This is a genomic window from Sporacetigenium sp. TC11 (genome assembly GCF_058146105.1).
This window is the reverse complement of the sequence record NZ_JBYVNY010000002.1, coordinates 456,874-475,710: the sequence shown is the minus strand read 5'-3', so window position 1 is coordinate 475,710 and position 18,837 is coordinate 456,874. Positions and strand designations below refer to the sequence as shown.

Below are 18,837 nucleotides of genomic sequence, written 5' to 3'. Positions count from 1 at the left end.
ATGTTAAAAATAATAGATTTTATAAAAGATAATGAATTTTTAAATAACCTTTTAGATAGAAGCCAATTCGAATATGATGAAGTAAATAAAGTAGTAGATAAGATTTTATATGATGTGAAAACTAGAAAAGATGAAGCATTAAGAGAATATACATTAAAGTTTGATAATGTGGAGATAAAAGACTTCTTAGTATCTAAAGATGAAATAGATAGTGCCTTTGAAAGTATAGATGAAAATCTAAAGCAAGATCTTATAAAAGCCAAAGAAAATATTGAGAAATACCACATTAAGCAATTAAAGACATCTTATACTCTAAATGATGGTGAGGACATAGTTTTAGGCCAAATAGTTAGTCCTATAGAAAAAGTTGGTATATATGTTCCTGGTGGAAGTGCATCATATCCATCAACTGTATTAATGAATGCAGTACCTGCAAAAATAGCAGGAGTAGAAGAATTAGTTATGATAACACCTCCGAATAAAGAAGGTAAAATAAAAGATTCTATACTTGTAGCTGCTTCCATAGCAGGAGTAGACAAAATATATAAGATAGGGGGAGCTCAGGGAATAGGAGCATTAACCTATGGAACAGAAAGTATTCCTAAGGTATATAAAATAGTAGGTCCAGGAAATATATACGTTGCAATGGCTAAAAAGAGAGTATCAGGCTATGTTGGAATAGATATGATAGCTGGTCCTAGTGAAATCTTAATAATAGCGGATAAATCTGCAAATCCAAAGTTTATAGCAGCAGATTTAATATCACAAGCAGAACATGATGAAATGGCAGCATCTATATTACTTACTGATTGTGAAATTTTAGCAAAAAATGTAGTAAAAGAGCTAGAAATACAAATTGAAATATTAGAAAGAAAAAAAATTATTAAAAAGTCGCTACAGGATTATGGAGCAATAATAATAACTAGTTCTTTGAGTAAATCTATAGAAATAGCTAATGAAATAGCTCCAGAACACTTAGAATTGCTTATACAAAATCCTTTTGATATATACAAAGAAATAAAGAATGCTGGAGCTATATTTTTAGGAGAGTATTGCCCTGAACCAGTGGGAGATTATTTTGCAGGGACTAATCACACATTACCTACAAGTTCAACTTCAAAGTTTTCATCACCATTATCAGTAGATGATTTTCAGAAAAAGACTTCATTACTTTATTACAGCAAGGAAGCACTTATGGATGCTAAGGACTCTATTGTAAGAATTGCAAATGATGAGGGATTAACAGGTCATGCTAACTCAATAAAAGTCAGATTTGAATAAGGGGGATAAATATGGATTTGGTAAAAGATAGCATAAAAAACTTAAAGAAGTATAATACAAGTAAAATCCAATATAAAATAAAGTTGGATGCAAATGAAGGTCAAGGTTTATTATTTCAAGATATATATAAAGACTTTGCTAATTTAGATATGAATCTTTACCCGGATAATGAGGCATGTAATTTAAAAGAAGAAATAAAAAGCTACTTAGGTGTAGATTCTTCTAATATAGTGGTCGGAAATGGGTCTAGTGAAATGATAGACATTGTAATTAAGACATTTGCAGATAAAGACGAGTTTGTTTTAAGTTTTATTCCAACATTTAGTATGTATTCAGTATATAGCCAAATGCATTCAGCAAAATTTGTAGGTATTGAATGTAATGAAGATTTTTCCGTTAGCATAGAGAAATTGATTAAAAAATCAAAGGAGATAAAGCCAAAAGTTATATTTCTTTGCAATCCTAATAATCCAACTGGCTACTTATTAACTAAAACAGATATTAAACAGGTTTTGGATAATACTAACTCAATAGTAGTTGTAGATGAAGCATATATGGAATTTGCAGAAGAATCTATGATTGATGAGATTAATAATTATAATAATTTAATAGTATTAAGAACATTTTCAAAGGCATTTAGCTTAGCAGCTATAAGAGTTGGATATATGATAGCCAATGAATCTATAATAAGTATAATAGAAAAAGTTAAATCTCCATACAATTTAAATGCTATGTCTCAATTTATAGCTACAAATGCATTGAAAAATAAAAATAGAGTTTTTAGCTACGTTGAAAATATAAAAATAGAAAGAGATTTTTTATACAGAAAGTTAAATAAAATAGGGATAAAAGCTTATAAATCCTATGGAAACTTTATATTTTTTAATTGTAATGTAGATAACTTATTTGAAAAGCTTGTGGATAGGGGTATATTAATAAGAAAATTTTCAGAAGAATTTAAAAATTATTATAGAGTTACTATAGGAGAAAGTAATGAAAACAAAGCATTTCTAAATACCTTAAAGGAGATAATTTCAAATGAGAATAGCTAAAATAGAAAGAAAAACTCTTGAAACTGAAATTTCAGTAGAAATAAATTTAGATGGAAATGGAAATAGCAAAATTAATACAGGTATAGGTTTCCTAGACCACATGCTTGCATTAATGGCTTTTCATGGAAGTTTTGATTTGAAAGTAAATTGTAATGGAGATTTATATGTAGATGAACATCATACAGTAGAAGATATTGGAATAACATTAGGGGAAGCCTTTTATAAAGCGTTAGGGGATAAAAAAGGGATAAGAAGATATTCAAATGTTTCTATACCTATGGATGAAGCTTTATGTAACACAGTTTTAGATATAAGTAATCGCCCTTATTTAATATTTAATATGAACTTCGATAGAGAAAAAGTTGGCAGTATGGATACTCAAAACTTCAATGAGTTTTTTAGAGCATTTGTAAATGAATCTAAAATAACACTTCACATTAATCTTTTATATGGAGATAACGATCATCACAAAATTGAAGCTGTTTTCAAATCATTTGCAAGAGCATTAAAAGAAGGAATACAAATAACTTCTGATAAAATATCATCCTCAAAGGGGGTTTTATAAATGAACATAATAGTAGATTATGGATTAGGTAATATAGCTTCAGTATCAAGAGCTTTTGAGAAGGTAGGTATACAAACAAAAATTTCAGGTAATATAGATGAAATTAAAAATGCTAATTCACTTATTTTACCTGGAGTTGGTGCATTCAGAGATGCTATAAATTCATTAAATAATATGAATTTAGTACCTGTAATAAAGGAACATGTAGAAAAAGGTAAATTTTTAATAGGGATATGTTTAGGAATGCAATTACTTTATGAAAAAAGCTATGAAAATGGTGAATACGAGGGATTAGGTCTTATAGAAGGAAGTGTAAAAAAATTAGATATAGATTTAAAAGTTCCTCATATGGGGTGGAATAACCTTAAATTTAATAAAGATGATGAAATATTAAAATATATCAAAGAAGATGATTATGTATATTTTGTACACTCATATTATATAAATTCTTCAAATAAGGAACTTGTTGCTTATACTAATTATGAAGAGATAGTTCCTGCAATAGTTAGAAAAGGTAATATTTATGGTATTCAATTTCATCCAGAAAAAAGTTCTCAAGTAGGACTTAATATATTAAAAGCTTATGGGGAGATGATAAAATGATAGTATTTCCAGCAATAGACATAAAGGATAATAAATGTGTAAGACTTTCTCAAGGAGACTTTAATAAAGTAAAGACATATTCTAATGAACCTTTTGATATGGCCATTAAATGGAAAAATGAAGGAGCTTCTTTCTTACATATAGTAGATTTAGATGGAGCTAGAAGTGAAGAAATAATAAATAAAGAATCAATAGAGAAAATAGCAAAGAATATAGGTTTACCTATTCAAGTAGGTGGAGGTATAAGAAGCGAAGAAAAAATTAAAAATTTTATTGATATGGGAGTAACAAGAGTTATAATTGGGACCATTGCTGTTGAAAATAAAGACCTTTTAAAAGAATTAGCTTCAAAATATAAAGAAAAATTAATAGTTTCAATAGACGCTAAAGATGGAAAAGTAGCTCTTAGAGGTTGGGAAGTTATAAGTGAAGTAGATTCAATAGATTTATGCAAAGAACTTGAGGAAATAGGAATAAAGACAATAGTATATACAGATATATCAAAAGATGGAATGCTTGAGGGTCCTAATTTTGATATATATAAAATATTATCAGAAAAAACTTCTTTAAATATAATAGCTTCTGGAGGTATAAGTTCTATAGATGATATAAAAAGGCTTAAAGATATGAATATATATGGCGCAATAGTAGGAAAGGCCTTATATGATAATAAATTAGAATTAAAGGAGGCATTGAAATGCTTACAAGAAGAATAATACCTTGCTTAGATGTTAGAAATGGAAGAGTTGTTAAAGGAAAGCAATTTAAAGATATAGTAGATGTAGATAGTCCAGATGTTTTAGGAAAATACTATAGTGACTGTGGGGCAGATGAACTTGTATTTTATGATATAACTGCATCAAATGAGGAAAGAAAAACGTCTTTGGAATTTGTATCTAAGGTTGCACAAAATATTAACATTCCATTTTGTGTAGGTGGAGGGGTAAATTCAATTGATGATTTTACAGATATTTTAAGAAGAGGGGCCGACAAAGTATCTATAAACTCTTCTGCAGTTAAAGACCCTGATTTAATAAAAGAAGCTTCGTTAAAGTTTGGAGCTCAATGTGTAGTTTTATCTATAGATGCCAAAAAAAATGGAGACTCTTGGAATGTATATATAAAGGGTGGCAGGGAAAATACAGGATTAGATGCAGTAAAATGGGCTATAAAAGGTGTTGAACTTGGAGCTGGTGAAATAGTTGTAAATAGTATAGATGAAGATGGTATGAAAAATGGATATGACATAGATTTATTAAAAGAAATATGTAGTTCAGTAAATGTACCTGTAATTGCATCTGGAGGAGCTGGGGTTATGGATGATTTTTACAATGCTATAAATCGTGCAAATGTAGATGGCGTACTAGCAGCTTCTGTATTCCACTTTGGAGAGATAAAAATACAAGATTTAAAAAAATACTTGAAAGAAAAAGATGTAGAAATTAGACTTTAGGAGGCAGTTATGAATATAGATAAATTAATAGAAGATATAAAATTTGATGATAATGGATTAGTACCAACAATAGTACAAGATATAAATACTAATAAGGTATTAATGCTTGCGTATATGAATGCAGAATCTATAAGAAAAACATTGCAAGAAAAAATAGCTTGTTATTATAGTAGAAGTAGAAAAGAACTTTGGAAAAAAGGAGAAACATCAGGAAATATCCAAAGGTTAAAGGGATTTTATTATGACTGTGATAAAGATTCTATTCTTATTTTAGTAGATCAAGTAGGTGTAGCATGTCATACAGGAAATTATTCATGTTTTTTTAATGAAATAATTGGATATGATAATAAAATCAATGTTTTAAAAGATTTATATTTACTTATAGAGAATAGAAAAAATACCCCTGTAGAAGGTTCCTATACAAATTATTTATTTGAAAAAGGATTAGATAAAATATTGAAGAAAGTTGGAGAAGAAACTAGTGAAGTAATAATAGGAGCAAAAAACAAAGACAAAGAAGAAATGATTTATGAAATAAGTGACTTAGTGTACCATCTATTAGTGCTTATGGTAAATGAAGGTGTTAGTATCAATGATATAAAAGAAGAACTTGAAAAAAGAAGTAAATAAATCAAAAAAGAAGAGTATTTACTCTTCTTCTTTTTTGATTTCATTATATATTGCATCTAATTCTTTTTTATGTTTATTTAATATATCTTGTAGTATATTTTCCATTTTATGTTGAGAGTCAATAAATTGGAAAGTAACTTCCCACATTGGGTTATAAGCATCCTCAACTTCTTCCCATGATAATACAATATCTTTTAATACATCCTCATCATAATAATCTAATATCTCTGAGAACTCCCAGTCTTCAACATCTTTTTCTGTTGTTAGTCTTAAATGAACAGTATCTTTATCATTTTCACGTATCATATAAATACTATCTATTAGATTTCCGTTATTAGAAATAGTATAACTTCCTAATTCTCTTTCCAAGTAACCAGTTTCTTTATTTTTTTCCATAATTAATACTGATAAAGATTCCATAATTGTTTACACCTCTTAATTTTATAATATAACAAATTTATCCATAATTAGATTTTATAGTTTTTTATAACTTTTGTATATATAATTTCTCCATTAGATTAAATTTAATGTAATATTTATCAATATTTATAGTTTATATAGAGGCAAAAATATACAAACTATAGTATAGTAAAACTTTATTGTATAAGGAAATATTTAAGTGTGATATAATTGTAGTTTAGATTAATTATAACAATATAAGTAGGTGGTAGTATGACAAAAAATGGATTTTTACCAATTAGTAAACAAGATATGCTAGATAGAGGATGGGATGAATTAGACTTCATTATAGTTTCTGGAGATGCCTATGTAGACCATCATAGTTTTGGAACAGCAATAATGTCTAGGGTTTTAGAAAATGCTGGATACAAAGTAGGTATAATAGCTCAGCCAGACTGGAAAAATACAGATGACTTTATGAAGCTTGGTAGACCAAGATTAGGTTTTTTAGTAGCTGCAGGGAATATGGATTCAATGGTGAATCACTATACTGTAAGTAAAAGGCTAAGAGAAAAAGATGCTTATTCTCCTGGTGGCCAAATGGGCTTAAGACCGGATAGACCAACTATTGTATACTGTAATAAAATAAGAGAAGTATATAAAAACATTCCTATTGTAATTGGTGGAGTAGAAGCAAGTTTAAGAAGATTTGCTCACTATGATTATTGGAGTGATAAAGTAAGAAAATCAATGTTAATTGATAGTGGTGCAGACCTATTAATATATGGAATGGCAGAAAAACAAATTGTCGAAGTTGCAGACAATTTAAACAGCGGATTAGATATAAAGTATATTAGGCATATAAACGGAACATGCTATATTGCAGACGATTTAGAAAATGTATATGACTATATTGAAATACCATCTTATAAAGAAATATGTGAAGATAAAGTTAAATATGCCCAAGCCTTTAAACTTCAATATGATGAACAAGACCCTATTAGAGGCAAAACATTAGTACAAAAGCATACAAATAAATATTTAGTACAAAACAAACCTGAAGTACCATTAAATAGGGAAGAATTAGATAAGGTTTATTCATTACCTTATCAAAAAAATTATCATCCTATTTATGAAAAAGCCGGAGGAATACCAGCTATTGAAGAAGTTAAATTTAGTATAACAAGTTCAAGAGGTTGTTTTGGAAGTTGTTCTTTTTGTTCTATAACATTCCATCAGGGTAGGATAGTACAAAGTAGAAGTGAAGAAGCTATAGTGAATGAGGCAGAAGAAATTACTAAGTTTAATGATTTTAAAGGATATATTCACGATGTAGGTGGTCCTACTGCAAACTTTAGAAAACCTGCTTGTAAAAAACAATTAAAAGTTGGAGCTTGTAAAGATAGACAATGTTTATATCCTAGCCCATGTAAACATTTAGATGTAGACCATATGGAGTACCTAGGAGTATTGAAAAAAGTAAGAAAAGTGCCTAATGTTAAAAAGGTATTTGTACGTTCAGGTCTTAGATATGATTATATTATGGCAGATAAAAAAGATACATTTTTCAAAGAACTTATTGAACATCATGTAAGTGGACAATTAAAAGTAGCTCCTGAACATGTTGCTCCTGAAGTATTAAAGTATATGGGGAAACCAGCAGGAAAAACCTATGATAAGTTTATGGATAAGTTCTATAAAACGAATGAGCAGGTAGGTAAAAAACAATATATTATACCATATCTAATGTCTAGTCATCCTGGATGTACATTAGAATCAGCAATAGAATTAGCAGAATACCTAAGAGACATTCACTATCAGCCAGAACAAGTTCAAGACTTTTATCCAACACCAGGAACATTGTCAACAACTATGTATTACACGGGTTTAGATCCTTTAACTATGGAAAAAGTTTATGTACCAAAGACTAAGACTGAAAAAGCTATGCAAAGGGCTTTACTTCAATATAGAAACCCTAAAAACTATGATTTAGTATATGCAGCCTTAATGCAAGAGAATAGAGTAGATCTTATTGGATTTGGTCCAAAGTGTTTAATAAAACCTAGAGAAAATAGAAATAACACAGGATATAGTAAAGGTAAATCAAAAAGCGTAAGAGGAAAAGATAAACCTAAACAAGATATCAATAAAAAAGGTAATACTAAAAATAAAGATAATAAAGATAGAGATACTAAAAATAAAAATGATAATAAAGGTAGAATAACGAAAAGAAAGAAAAGATAATAAAAATGCTTGTGGATATCCACAAGCATTTTTAAATTTCCTACTTATAAACTTGAGCAAAGTCCCACCTGATCGTTGGCGACATGAGCATGGCGAATTTTTTATTTTTTAATATATAACATCTCTACATGAGGGATATTGTCTTCATAGTATATATCTGATACCTCTTTAAACCCAATGCTTTTATAAAAGTCAACTAAATATGATTGAGCTGATATTCTAATTGATTTGTCATTTAAACTATTATGTATATAATCAATTGCTTTTAGCATCATATCTCTTGCTATACCCTTTTTACGATATTCTTTTGTTACCAATACTCTTCCTATGGAAATTTCATTATATGAAACACCTTTTTCTAAAATCCTTAAATATCCAGCTAAAAATTCATCATCTTTTATTAATAAATGATATGAATTTTCATCTTTGTCATCACAGTCTTGAAAAGCACAGTTTTGTTCTACAATAAATACTTCATTTCTCGATTTTAAAATTTTATAGATTTCATCTGATGTTAATTCACTAAACTTTTTTATTTGACAATTCAATGTAATTCCCCCCTGGTGAATAATGCTAAGAATATACTTATATATAAATTTTACCTACTTTTACTAAATTTGTATAGTGTATAATTCAAAAATAAAAAGACTAAAGCTATAAGATAATTTATAACCTTAAGTCTTTATTATATCATTTTTACTCAATTATTTCTAAGGGGTTTTGTGCAGGGCCTTCAATTACCTTACCATCTATGGAAAATCTTGAACCATGACAAGGACAATCCCATGTTCTTTCTCCATTATTCCACTGTAACTCACAGCCTAGATGAGTACAGGTATTATTTACAATATGGAGTTTTCCATCTGAATCCTTATATGCACCAGCTCTCATACCTTTAATTAAAACAATATCTCCTTCATCTAAATCTAAATCTTCAGCTCTTCTTAATGTTATATCTAGTTTACCTTTAACTAAATTCTTTGCAACATCAGCATTTATTAATGCAAAGTTTTTAATGTCAGGATCAGCATCAAATCTCGATGGAGTATAAAGCTCCGTATAAGGATTTTTCTTTTCCATAATCATATCTTTTATTAACAGAGCTGCTGAGGTTCCATTAGTCATACCCCATTTTCTATATCCTGTTGCTACATAAATATTATTATATTTTGAATTTATGTGTCCTACATAAGGCACCTTATCTAATGTAATTAAATCTTGAGTAGACCATCTATAAGGTATATCCTTTATATTAAATATTGTTTCACCAAAACTTTTCAAAGCTTCATAATGATTTAAAGTTGATTTGCTTTGACCTGTTTTATGACTTTCACCGCCAATAAGAATTAATTTTTCTCCATTTGGAAGAGGAGTGTATCTAAGCGATCTTGTAGGGTCGTCTGCACTTAAATACATTCCTCCTGGATATTCTCCATCTATTTTAGATCCAAGCACATATGATCTTTCAGGATACATTCTTGCAAAATAACCCATGCCATCATAAAAAGGAAAATGAGTACATATAACTAAATTTTCACAGGTAATTTTATATCCATCCTTAGTTATAACTTTTAATCCATCTTCTTTTTCAATATCTATTGCTTGGGTATTTTCATAAATTATTCCATTTTGCTTTTCAATGTATTGTACTAAATTATTTAAGTATTTAAGGGGATGAAATTGCCCTTGATTTTTTACAACTAAGGCTGCTTTTAACTTAACTGGTATAGGGAGGTTCTCTAAATATTCCCCATTTATACCAAGTTTTTTATAAGCTTCTAATTCATCTATTATTTTGTTGATATATTTATCAGAATTTGCATATATATAAGCATTTTCTTCTAAAAAGTCACATTCAATTTTATTACTCTTAATGGTATTTCTAATAAAGTTTAAAGCCTCGTTATTAGATTCATAGTAAAGTTTAGCTCTTTCTTCTCCTAAGTTATTTATTAATTCATCATAAATTAAATCATGTTGAACTGTTGTTTTAGCAGTTGTATGACCTGTTGTACCGCTAAATATCTTATCAGCTTCTAATACTGCAACTTTTAGTCCTTCTTTTATTAGTAAATATGCTGTTGTTATTCCTGTGATTCCACCACCTATTATAGCTACATCAACTTTTATGTCTTCCTTACATTTTTGAAATGACTTCTGGTTTATTGAATCTAACCAATATGGCTCTGGATATTTAGGCAAAATTTTACTCATATAATACCTCCAACTGTTTATATATACATAATTTCTCCATTTTATTTAAATTAATGTACTAAGATTATAGGAATAGTAACGATAAAAATACATTTTTATATAATATCCTATAAGAATAAAAATATAAGGAGTATTAATATGAACAATGCTTATCAATTTAATTTTGTAAGAGGTTTTTTACCTTCTACTGCTACTGTTTTGTCAATATTTATTGGAGATGTAGATAATGATAATACTTATGAAATAATATTAGGATATAAATGGCAAGGTATATGTTATGTTATAGTACTAAAAAGTTATAATAATATGTGGTATGTTTTAGACAATATTAAGGGCCCTGGATATAATATAAATTATATAAATGTAGCTCCAGTTAAAGAAAAAAATAAAAATAATTTAATTATAGGATGGCAAGTAGGAGGAATTTGGGCGCAGTTAGATATTTTAGAATGGACTGGCAAAAAATTTAAAAGGATAATAGATGACAATATAGTCTATAGTAAAGTAGAAATTTATGATATGCCCTCAAAAACTAAAAAAGATAAAAGAGTAGAAATAGCATTATGGATCCATGATACAGGAGATTCTTATAAAATATCTGTTTATAGATATAGTAATGAGCAGTTAGTTATTGCAAAAGATGTTTATCCACATTACTTTAAAAAGGTAGTTCTATACTATAAGCAAAAGATTAAAGAAAATCCCGACTATGGATTTTATTGGTACTATTTAGCAGATGCTCAAATAAAATCAAAAATGCCATATGAAGCATTGAAATCTATAGATATAAATATGAAGCTAAATTATCCCTATCCATCTAAAGATGAGTTAATTAGATTAAGAGAAAGTATAATATATAGTTTAAAAAATAGAGTCACACAGTTGTATCCAGTATCAATAAAAACTGTTAATGGAATAAGATGGGGGTATATAAATAATCAAGGTGAGTTTATTATACAACCACAATTTTCTAACGCCTTAGATTTCCAAGATAACGGTCTTGCCTCTGTTGAAAAAGATGGATTATATGGAATTATTGATGAGTCAGGAAGTTATATACTAAAGCCAAAATACCAGTATATTAATGATTTTTCAGAAAATCGCGCTGTAGTTTTGACTGAAAATGGATTTAAAGTAATAGATGAAAAAGGAAATGAAATAACATCTAAAACCTATGATTATGTTAGTGTATTCCAAAACAGTAGGGCTTTATTTAGTGGAATAGGACCACAAAATAATTACCTTTATGGATATTTAGATACAGCTGGTAGCGAAGTAATACCTTTAAGATATGAATATGGTAGTAATTTTAAAGACAATAAAGCAATTGTTAGAATTAGAGAAAATGAACATGCCCTTATAGATCCTAATGGAAAAATATTGAACACCTATAACTATAACTTTGTAGGAGACATAGGAGATGGACTTTTAGCTTTTAAAAAAGACCCCGATGGCAAATTTGGATTTATTGATGAAAATGGAAATATTGTTATACAACCAAAATATATTGGAGTTCAAATTTTTAATAACGGTATAACTAGTGTTAATGTTTCAGAGGATTTTAGTAATAATAAGTATGGAGTTATAGATAATAAAGGTAATTTTATATTAGAACCTAAATATAATGATATATTCTTTTTAGATGAAGATAGAGTAGCTGTAGGTAAGGCACTTGATGAAAATAAATCTTATATGGGATCTAAATATGCCATTGCCACAAGCGAAGGCAAATTTCTTACAGACTTTATTTACTATGGTGTTTCAAGTTATGAGAACAACCTAGCGTCTGTTTATGACGATAAAAGCACATTTTTTATTGATAAAAACGGAAGTGTAGTAAGAGATTTACCTATAGTTAGCGGTAGTGGAACTCTAGATATTGAAGATAATTTAATAAAGGCTTTTGTTGATTTTAGACTATCTTATTTAGATAGAAATGGCAGTATAATATACGAACAAAACAAAACAATTCCTTTGAATAATATATATGAAGTTATAGAAGAAAAATATAAACCTAATAAAGATTATTTAGTTTATTATCCACAAATTAATTCTATGGATAACAGTTCTGCACTAAAAGCTGTTAATGCTAAATTAAAAGAGGTGTCTCAACTTAAAAATATAAATAGCAATGTTCAACTAGATTATAACTATTTCAGCGATTTTTCTGTAGAATTTTTTAAAGGAAATCTACTAGTTTTAGAACTTAATGGATATGAATATTATTTTGGTGCAGCCCATGGTATGCCAATTAGGATATATGCAAATATAAATTTACAAGATGATAAAATATATACACTTAATGACTTATTTAAGAAAAATAGTAATTATCTAAAAGTTATCAGTGATCTTATAGGAGATCAAATAAAGAACAGTAAAGAATATTCATATGTATTCCCAGATACTTATGAAGGAATAAGAAAAGATCAGAAATTCTATATAGGAGAAGATGCATTATATATCTATTTTGACCCTTATGAGATAGGACCTTTTTCTGCAGGATTCCCTACATTTAAGATACCTTACAATAATATAGTTAATATAATCGATATTAACGGTGAATTTTGGAAATCCTTTAATTAAAAAATCAAAAAAATGACTGCTGAATAACTTTAGTAGTCATTTTTTTGATTTTGAATTTAATATAAAGAATTACATATGAAAAGTTACAATTTCTTAACTTGAAAAATTCCCTATATACATTTAATATTTGTATGTAATTAGTATATAAAAATCAAATTAATTATATATTTAGTCATTTAAATACAAGATATTCTGTAAAATAGATGGGGGTTATGTCGTGTTAAGTAAAAAAAGTAAGATTAAATTAAAGAAAAAATCAAAATTAATGATTATATTGACTTTATCTATTTTATTTATAGTAGGTATTATTAAAATTCCAAAAGCCTTAATTCAAACTAAGGAAAAAAAACAAGAGACTGTAGTTAAACCAATACAAACTATCCCTGAAAATTATCCAAAAAGAGAACTAAAGTATAAGGATGAGGGAGAAGATGTCAAATATATACAAGAAAGATTAAAAGAATATGGATATAATGTAAGTACTGAAGGTATATTTGGTTGGGGAACACGTGAAGCTATATTTGATTTTCAATACAAAATAGGAATAACTCAAACAGGAATAGCTGACATGATAACTATAAAGGAATTAGATAAAAAACCTACAGAAAAAACACTATATATTCATCCAAATCCAATAGATTATACTTATATCAATTCAGATATAAATAAATTTGTAAATGAAAATGAAATAAGAAGTTATACTGATTATTTGATGGTCACTTCACTAGATAATAAGCTAACTTATGTATTTAAAGGAACTACAAATAACTATACACTTATACAAAAATTTTATTGTAGCGTAGGTTCTAGTAGTACGCCAACAGCGCCAGGACAGTTTAGGGTTGGAATGAAAGGGCTTTCCTTTGGACAAAATGATGGATTCCAGGCCAAATATTTTACTCAGATTAATGGGAACTATTTATATCATTCTGTTATATATAATAAAGAAGGCACAAAGGTTGTTGATGGCTCATTAGGTGATTCTGTAAGTCATGGATGTATAAGACTTGCTACAGAACATGCTAAATGGATATATGATAATGTACCAGAAAATTCAACTATAATTATAAAATAGGGAACCCCTTTGTGGGTTCCTTACTTTATATACAAACAATATATAATCTTGATATCTAAAAATATAAAAAATTACATATATAATAATTTTTTATATTAATATTGCAAAATTATTATATATGTTTGGCATAATATGTATAATATATATTAAGTATATATATTTAAGGAAGGAGAACTATAAATGAGAGGCTCTAATAAGATACTTATAGTAATAGTAGCTATAATAGGCATAATTGCCCTTCTAGGATTTACAACATACAATTCGTTAGTAAATCTAAATGAAACAACAGAACAGCAATATGCAAATGTAGAAAGTAAATTACAGAGGAGATATGATTTAATACCAAATTTAGTAAACTCTGTAAAAGGGGCAATGAAGCAAGAACAAGAAGTATTTTCAAATATAGCAGATGCTAGATCTAAAATGGCAGGAGCTACAAGTGTAAATGAGAAGGTAAATGCCTCAAATGAATTAGAAGGAGCTATAGGAAGATTATTAGTAGTTATGGAAAACTATCCACAACTAAAATCTAATGAAAATGTAACTAAGCTTATGGATGAGTTAGCAGGAACTGAAAATAGAATATCAGTTGAAAGAGATAGATATAATGAAGTTGTTAGAGATTATAATAAAAAAATAAAGAGATTCCCATCAAATATATTTGCCAATATGTTTGGTTTTGAATCTAAAGATTACTTTAAAGCTAACCCTCAGGCACAACAAGCACCTAATGTAAATCTATAACTCCAAGAGCTATTAAGTGCTTAGCTTAATAGCTCTATTTTATATAAGGGGGTGTTATATTGAAGAAAAATAAACTTATAAAATTGTTTATGTATACTATACTCACATTATTGATTATGTTTAATGTGTCTTATGCTTATGATATAGTAAATCCTACAAAAGAGTTTTATGTAAACGATTATGCAAATGTTTTAAGTACAGAAACAAAAGACTATATACTAAACTTAAACAAACAATACGAACAAACTCCTGAAAAACCCCAAATAGTAGTTGTAACAGTCAAAACATTAGATAATCTATCTATGGAAGAGTACTCTGTAAAATTATTTGAAAAGTTTAAAATAGGAAGTGCTAAATTAGATAATGGAGTTCTTATAATTTTAGCTCCTAATGAGCGGAAAATACGTATAGAAGTAGGATATGGACTTGAAGGTGCTATACCAGATAGTATAGCAGGCTCTATAATCGATAATAGCAAAGAGCTATTAGGTGTAGGTGATTATTCTTCAGGGATAAAAAATATATTCAATGGAGTCGCCTACGAAATAAATAAAGAGTATAATTATTCAGATATAAATATCAATGGAAATGTGCCTACTCCAAATAATAATGCTAATGTTAAACCCAGTTTTATTGAAGAACATAAGATAGCATTTGGAATAATAGCTGCAATAGGTATTGCTATATTAATAATAATTGACTATAGATATTTTAATGGATCAATAACAGAGACAATAATTTATATGGCATTTATGTTTGGTGGAAGAAATAATTCTAATGGTGGAGGCGGTTCTTCCGGAGGTGGAGGAAGTTCTGGTGGAGGCGGCTCTGGTAGAGATTTTTAATTTTAAACCTTGCTTAAATTGGTTTTAAATAACTAGTTAAAGCAAGGTTTATTTTTATATAAAATAGTATTTTTATAAAGGTATTAATTCTATACAAATTGATAATAACATAATAGATAGAGTGTAAAATTTAAAAATAAAACGGTTTCTTTTTATTTTTAAAAGAATATTATATTATTGTTAATTATTAGATTTAACTTTAAATTTTTTACATTTAAATTATTTACAGATTGTGGTATATAACTTATAATTGTTTTAATCTAAAATAATTAGACAATTTTATTAAAATTAGAGAAAGGATGGTGAGTACCTGATCTAGATCAGGATAATATGAAAAAATGGATTTGGATAATACTAAGCATAGTAGTTATTGTTGGAATTGGAACTTGGATGATTTATTCTAACCAACCTAAAGGAGTAGAAGTCAAAACTGATAAGGTACAAGAAAAGGAAATAAAAGCTTATTTATCTACTACAGGAGATATAATATCTAAAGATAAGCAATTGTACTTTGGAGAGCAAGGTATAGTTGATGATATAGATATAGAAGTAGGAGATGAAGTAACAGAGGGCGACGTTCTTATGACTTTTAAAACGGGTTACGGAACTAAGAAATTAAAAACTGATATTGATGGAATTGTAACAGAGTTAAACGTTTCTGAAGGTCAAATGAATTCATTGTCGCAACCTGTAGTAGTTGTTCAGGATACAAAAAACCTGCAAGTGAAAATCCAACTAAGTAAATATGATGCTCCTACAGTTAAAGTTAATCAAATTGTAAATATAACCTATAATGATAAATTATACAAAGGAAAGATTTCTTCGATAGATCCTACAGCAGATAAAGGCTCAAATCAATCTATGAGTGCTAATTCTTCTGAAGTATACCAAAATGCATATATTAATATAGAAAATCCTGAAGGTTTGGTAATAGGATTTAATGTAGATGTTGATATTTTAACAGCTCAAAACGAAAAAACATTAGTTATTCCTATAGAAGCTGTAATTTCTGACAATAACGGAACTGATTTTGTATATCTATTAAGAAACGGTAAAGCTTCTAAAAAGAATGTTGAACTTGGTATAGTATCAGATATTGAAGCAGAGATAAAATCAGGTTTGACTAAAGGTGAAGAGTTAATATTAAACCCTGGAACTAACATATCTAATGAAGTAGAGGTTATAGTTAGTCCTAAGGAGGAAAATAAGTAATGAATATGTTAGAAGTTAAGGATGTATATAAAACATACGTAACTGGAGATATAAAATTTCAGGCTTTAAGTGGTGTGGATTTTAAAGTTGAAAAAGGTGAATTTACTTCTATAATGGGTCCGTCCGGGTCTGGTAAGTCTACTTTTATGAATATATTAGGATGTCTTGATAAAATGGACTCAGGAAGCTATATATTAAACGGTCAAGATGTAACTAATCTAATTGATAATGAGTTGGCTTATATAAGAAACAAAGAAATAGGCTTTGTATTCCAAGCTTTTAATTTGCTACCAAGGATGAGTATATTAGAAAATGTAGAACTTCCTATGATTTATGCTGGAATTGATAGTAAAATTAGGAGAAAAAAAGCTATGGATGCACTAGAAAAGGTCGGTCTTGGAAATTGGAGAAAACATAAGCCAAATGAAATATCTGGTGGACAAAAGCAAAGAGTTGCTATAGCTAGAGCTATAGTAAATAATCCTGCTGTAATAATGGCAGATGAACCAACAGGTAATTTAGATTCTGTTGTAACTGCAGAAATACTAAAAATATTTCAAGATTTAAATAGAGAAGGTTCTACTATAATAATGGTCACTCATGAACCAGAGGTAGCCCAGTATACTAAAAAAATAGTAAAGTTTTCTGATGGAACTATAATATCTGAAAATGCAGTTTTAAATAGAAAAATAATAAGTAAAGAATAAAAGGGGTGAGGATGTGAGAATAAACTTTGCTGAAAATTTTAAAATGGCCTTGGATAGTATAAGAGCTAATAAGTTAAGATCCTTCCTTACCATGTTAGGGATAATAATCGGTATAAGTTCAGTTATAACTATATTATCTCTTGGAGCTGGAGGAACAGCTTCTATAACAGGCCAGTTTGAAAAAATTGGGGCATCTACTGTCAGTATACAAGTTAATGAACAAAAAGCCCAAAAAAGTGATTATTTTGATATAAAAGACACAGATATGTTAATTAAAAGAATTAATTCCGTAAAATTTGCATCTCCTGTAACTCAAATTCAAGGTAGTATAGAAACTCATAAAAAATCAAAACTTGCTATCATTTCAGGCGGAAATGATGATTTACAGCAAATAAATGGACTTGAAATGTTATATGGAAGATTTTTTAGTCAAAGAGATTCTCTTAAAGGAAATAATGTAATCGTTATAGATCAGGTAAGTGCAAAAAATTTATTTGGATATGAAGATGTAGTTGGTCAATCTGTAAATATAGGATCTCCACTTTCTCCTAAAAAAGCTAAAATTATAGGGGTATCTAAGTCTTCAGGGCTTTTATTTGCTGGAGAGGGAACTGAAATGCCTATATTTGTATATACTCCGATTACTTTTACACAAAAACTATATCCAAATATATTAATAAATTCTATAAATATTATAGCTTCTTCAAAAGATAAAACAGAAGAAGCTGGAAACTTATCCCTTAGAATTCTAGAAAATATGCATCACAATCAAGATAGAGATGTGTATAAAGCAGAAAGTGTTATGAAACAATTGGATCAAATCAACTCCATATTTGCTATATTTACTTCTTTTATAGCAGCAGTAGCATCTATTGCACTTTTAGTAGGAGGAATAGGTGTTATGAACATAATGTTAGTATCTGTAACTGAAAGAACTAGAGAGATAGGTATCAGAAAGGCTTTAGGAGCTACTACTTATACTATACTTATACAGTTTTTAACAGAGTCTGTAATTATAACTGTCATAGGTGGGTTAATAGGACTTATTTTCGGAATAGTTTCAGCTTATGGCTTAGGTAGTATTGCTAATATAACACCCGTTGTGTCTCCAATAGCAGTTATAGGAGTAATATTATTTTCTTCTGTTGTAGGTATATTCTTTGGAATATATCCAGCTAGAAAAGCAGCAAAACTAAATCCTATAGATGCTTTAAGATATGAATAAAAAGT

At 28.3% G+C, this 18,837-nt stretch carries 18 protein-coding genes; 15 read left to right on the top strand and 3 right to left on the bottom strand.

What is annotated here, in order from left to right; translation table 11 throughout:
- Genes hisD through hisIE form a run of 7 tightly spaced genes read left to right on the top strand, consistent with a single transcriptional unit; the run spans nucleotide 1 to nucleotide 5,584 of the window.
- On the top strand, nucleotides 1-1,281 hold the full coding sequence (hisD, locus tag ACUSRV_RS05350) for a histidinol dehydrogenase (RefSeq protein ID WP_490140895.1): 1,281 nt from the start codon (nucleotides 1-3) through the stop codon (nucleotides 1,279-1,281).
- Nucleotides 1,282-1,292: 11 nt separating this feature from the next.
- Complete coding sequence (gene hisC / locus ACUSRV_RS05345; RefSeq protein ID WP_490140894.1) at nucleotides 1,293-2,333, top strand: histidinol-phosphate transaminase; 1,041 nt, start codon at nucleotides 1,293-1,295, stop codon at nucleotides 2,331-2,333.
- Nucleotides 2,320-2,898 carry an imidazoleglycerol-phosphate dehydratase HisB gene (gene hisB / locus ACUSRV_RS05340; RefSeq protein WP_490140893.1) on the top strand — a complete coding sequence of 193 codons (579 nt, stop codon included), beginning with the start codon at nucleotides 2,320-2,322 and terminating at the stop codon, nucleotides 2,896-2,898. Before hisC ends, hisB begins: the two co-directional genes overlap by 14 nt.
- A complete protein-coding gene (gene hisH, locus ACUSRV_RS05335; RefSeq protein ID WP_490140892.1) occupies nucleotides 2,899-3,501 on the top strand; it encodes an imidazole glycerol phosphate synthase subunit HisH in 603 nt (200 codons plus the stop codon).
- Entirely contained in the window at nucleotides 3,498-4,217 is a 720-nt protein-coding gene (gene hisA / locus ACUSRV_RS05330) for a 1-(5-phosphoribosyl)-5-[(5-phosphoribosylamino)methylideneamino]imidazole-4-carboxamide isomerase (protein WP_490140891.1), read from the top strand. The genes hisH and hisA overlap by 4 nt, the downstream gene beginning before the upstream one ends.
- Nucleotides 4,199-4,954 carry an imidazole glycerol phosphate synthase subunit HisF gene (gene hisF, locus ACUSRV_RS05325; RefSeq protein ID WP_490140890.1) on the top strand — a complete coding sequence of 252 codons (756 nt, stop codon included), beginning with the start codon at nucleotides 4,199-4,201 and terminating at the stop codon, nucleotides 4,952-4,954. The genes hisA and hisF overlap by 19 nt, the downstream gene beginning before the upstream one ends.
- 9 nt (nucleotides 4,955-4,963) lie before the next feature.
- On the top strand, nucleotides 4,964-5,584 hold the full coding sequence (gene hisIE, locus ACUSRV_RS05320; RefSeq protein WP_490140889.1) for a bifunctional phosphoribosyl-AMP cyclohydrolase/phosphoribosyl-ATP diphosphatase HisIE: 621 nt from the start codon (nucleotides 4,964-4,966) through the stop codon (nucleotides 5,582-5,584).
- Nucleotides 5,585-5,602: 18 nt separating this feature from the next.
- On the opposite strand, the gene ACUSRV_RS05315 is transcribed toward hisIE, so the two are convergent.
- Nucleotides 5,603-6,004: a DUF6762 family protein gene (locus tag ACUSRV_RS05315; protein ID WP_490140888.1), complete on the bottom strand. Its 402-nt coding sequence runs from the start codon at nucleotides 6,002-6,004 to the stop codon at nucleotides 5,603-5,605.
- A 252-nt stretch (nucleotides 6,005-6,256) separates the two neighbouring features.
- Between ACUSRV_RS05315 and ACUSRV_RS05310 the strand changes: the two genes are divergently transcribed.
- Nucleotides 6,257-8,227 carry a YgiQ family radical SAM protein gene (locus ACUSRV_RS05310; RefSeq protein WP_490140887.1) on the top strand — a complete coding sequence of 657 codons (1,971 nt, stop codon included), beginning with the start codon at nucleotides 6,257-6,259 and terminating at the stop codon, nucleotides 8,225-8,227.
- Between the two features lie 101 nt (nucleotides 8,228-8,328).
- Here the strand turns inward: ACUSRV_RS05310 and ACUSRV_RS05305 are convergent, their stop codons facing one another.
- Nucleotides 8,329-8,775 carry a GNAT family N-acetyltransferase gene (locus ACUSRV_RS05305; RefSeq protein ID WP_490140886.1) on the bottom strand — a complete coding sequence of 149 codons (447 nt, stop codon included), beginning with the start codon at nucleotides 8,773-8,775 and terminating at the stop codon, nucleotides 8,329-8,331.
- Nucleotides 8,776-8,923: 148 nt separating this feature from the next.
- Entirely contained in the window at nucleotides 8,924-10,441 is a 1,518-nt protein-coding gene (locus ACUSRV_RS05300; protein ID WP_490140885.1) for an FAD-dependent oxidoreductase, read from the bottom strand.
- Nucleotides 10,442-10,579: 138 nt separating this feature from the next.
- Between ACUSRV_RS05300 and ACUSRV_RS05295 the strand changes: the two genes are divergently transcribed.
- The 7 genes from ACUSRV_RS05295 to ACUSRV_RS05265 all read left to right on the top strand — a co-directional run bounded on the left by ACUSRV_RS05295 (nucleotide 10,580) and on the right by ACUSRV_RS05265 (nucleotide 18,832).
- Nucleotides 10,580-13,024, top strand: coding sequence for a WG repeat-containing protein (locus ACUSRV_RS05295; protein WP_490140884.1), 2,445 nt, complete (start codon nucleotides 10,580-10,582; stop codon nucleotides 13,022-13,024).
- A 217-nt stretch (nucleotides 13,025-13,241) separates the two neighbouring features.
- Nucleotides 13,242-14,099 (top strand): L,D-transpeptidase family protein, encoded by an 858-nt coding sequence (locus ACUSRV_RS05290; protein ID WP_490140883.1) that lies wholly within the window; start codon nucleotides 13,242-13,244, stop codon nucleotides 14,097-14,099.
- Between the two features lie 180 nt (nucleotides 14,100-14,279).
- The gene (locus tag ACUSRV_RS05285; protein WP_490140882.1) at nucleotides 14,280-14,843 is read left to right on the top strand and encodes a LemA family protein; all 564 of its coding nucleotides are present in this window, start codon (nucleotides 14,280-14,282) and stop codon (nucleotides 14,841-14,843) included.
- 59 nt (nucleotides 14,844-14,902) lie between these two features.
- Nucleotides 14,903-15,688 carry a TPM domain-containing protein gene (locus ACUSRV_RS05280; RefSeq protein ID WP_490140881.1) on the top strand — a complete coding sequence of 262 codons (786 nt, stop codon included), beginning with the start codon at nucleotides 14,903-14,905 and terminating at the stop codon, nucleotides 15,686-15,688.
- A 330-nt stretch (nucleotides 15,689-16,018) separates the two neighbouring features.
- Nucleotides 16,019-16,900: an efflux RND transporter periplasmic adaptor subunit gene (locus tag ACUSRV_RS05275; protein WP_490140880.1), complete on the top strand. Its 882-nt coding sequence runs from the start codon at nucleotides 16,019-16,021 to the stop codon at nucleotides 16,898-16,900.
- Nucleotides 16,900-17,607, top strand: coding sequence for an ABC transporter ATP-binding protein (locus tag ACUSRV_RS05270; RefSeq protein WP_490140879.1), 708 nt, complete (start codon nucleotides 16,900-16,902; stop codon nucleotides 17,605-17,607). Before ACUSRV_RS05275 ends, ACUSRV_RS05270 begins: the two co-directional genes overlap by 1 nt.
- A 13-nt stretch (nucleotides 17,608-17,620) precedes the next feature.
- Entirely contained in the window at nucleotides 17,621-18,832 is a 1,212-nt protein-coding gene (locus ACUSRV_RS05265; RefSeq protein ID WP_490140878.1) for an ABC transporter permease, read from the top strand.
- The last annotated feature ends 5 nt before the right edge of the window (nucleotides 18,833-18,837 follow it).

Bases quoted from the DNA above. Each gene is read 5' to 3' on its own strand.
- hisF (WP_490140890.1), top strand. From the start codon at position 4,199: ATGCTTACAAGAAGAATAATACCTTGCTTAGATGTTAGAAATGGAAGA.
- ACUSRV_RS05270 (WP_490140879.1), top strand. From the start codon at position 16,900: ATGAATATGTTAGAAGTTAAGGATGTATATAAAACATACGTAACTGGA.
- hisA (WP_490140891.1), top strand. From the start codon at position 3,498: ATGATAGTATTTCCAGCAATAGACATAAAGGATAATAAATGTGTAAGA.
- hisD (WP_490140895.1), top strand. From the start codon at position 1: ATGTTAAAAATAATAGATTTTATAAAAGATAATGAATTTTTAAATAAC.
- ACUSRV_RS05295 (WP_490140884.1), top strand. From the start codon at position 10,580: ATGAACAATGCTTATCAATTTAATTTTGTAAGAGGTTTTTTACCTTCT.
- hisH (WP_490140892.1), top strand. From the start codon at position 2,899: ATGAACATAATAGTAGATTATGGATTAGGTAATATAGCTTCAGTATCA.
- ACUSRV_RS05300 (WP_490140885.1), bottom strand. From the start codon at position 10,441: ATGAGTAAAATTTTGCCTAAATATCCAGAGCCATATTGGTTAGATTCA.
- hisB (WP_490140893.1), top strand. From the start codon at position 2,320: ATGAGAATAGCTAAAATAGAAAGAAAAACTCTTGAAACTGAAATTTCA.
- ACUSRV_RS05315 (WP_490140888.1), bottom strand. From the start codon at position 6,004: ATGGAATCTTTATCAGTATTAATTATGGAAAAAAATAAAGAAACTGGT.
- ACUSRV_RS05310 (WP_490140887.1), top strand. From the start codon at position 6,257: ATGACAAAAAATGGATTTTTACCAATTAGTAAACAAGATATGCTAGAT.
- ACUSRV_RS05285 (WP_490140882.1), top strand. From the start codon at position 14,280: ATGAGAGGCTCTAATAAGATACTTATAGTAATAGTAGCTATAATAGGC.
- ACUSRV_RS05275 (WP_490140880.1), top strand. From the start codon at position 16,019: ATGAAAAAATGGATTTGGATAATACTAAGCATAGTAGTTATTGTTGGA.
- hisIE (WP_490140889.1), top strand. From the start codon at position 4,964: ATGAATATAGATAAATTAATAGAAGATATAAAATTTGATGATAATGGA.
- hisC (WP_490140894.1), top strand. From the start codon at position 1,293: ATGGATTTGGTAAAAGATAGCATAAAAAACTTAAAGAAGTATAATACA.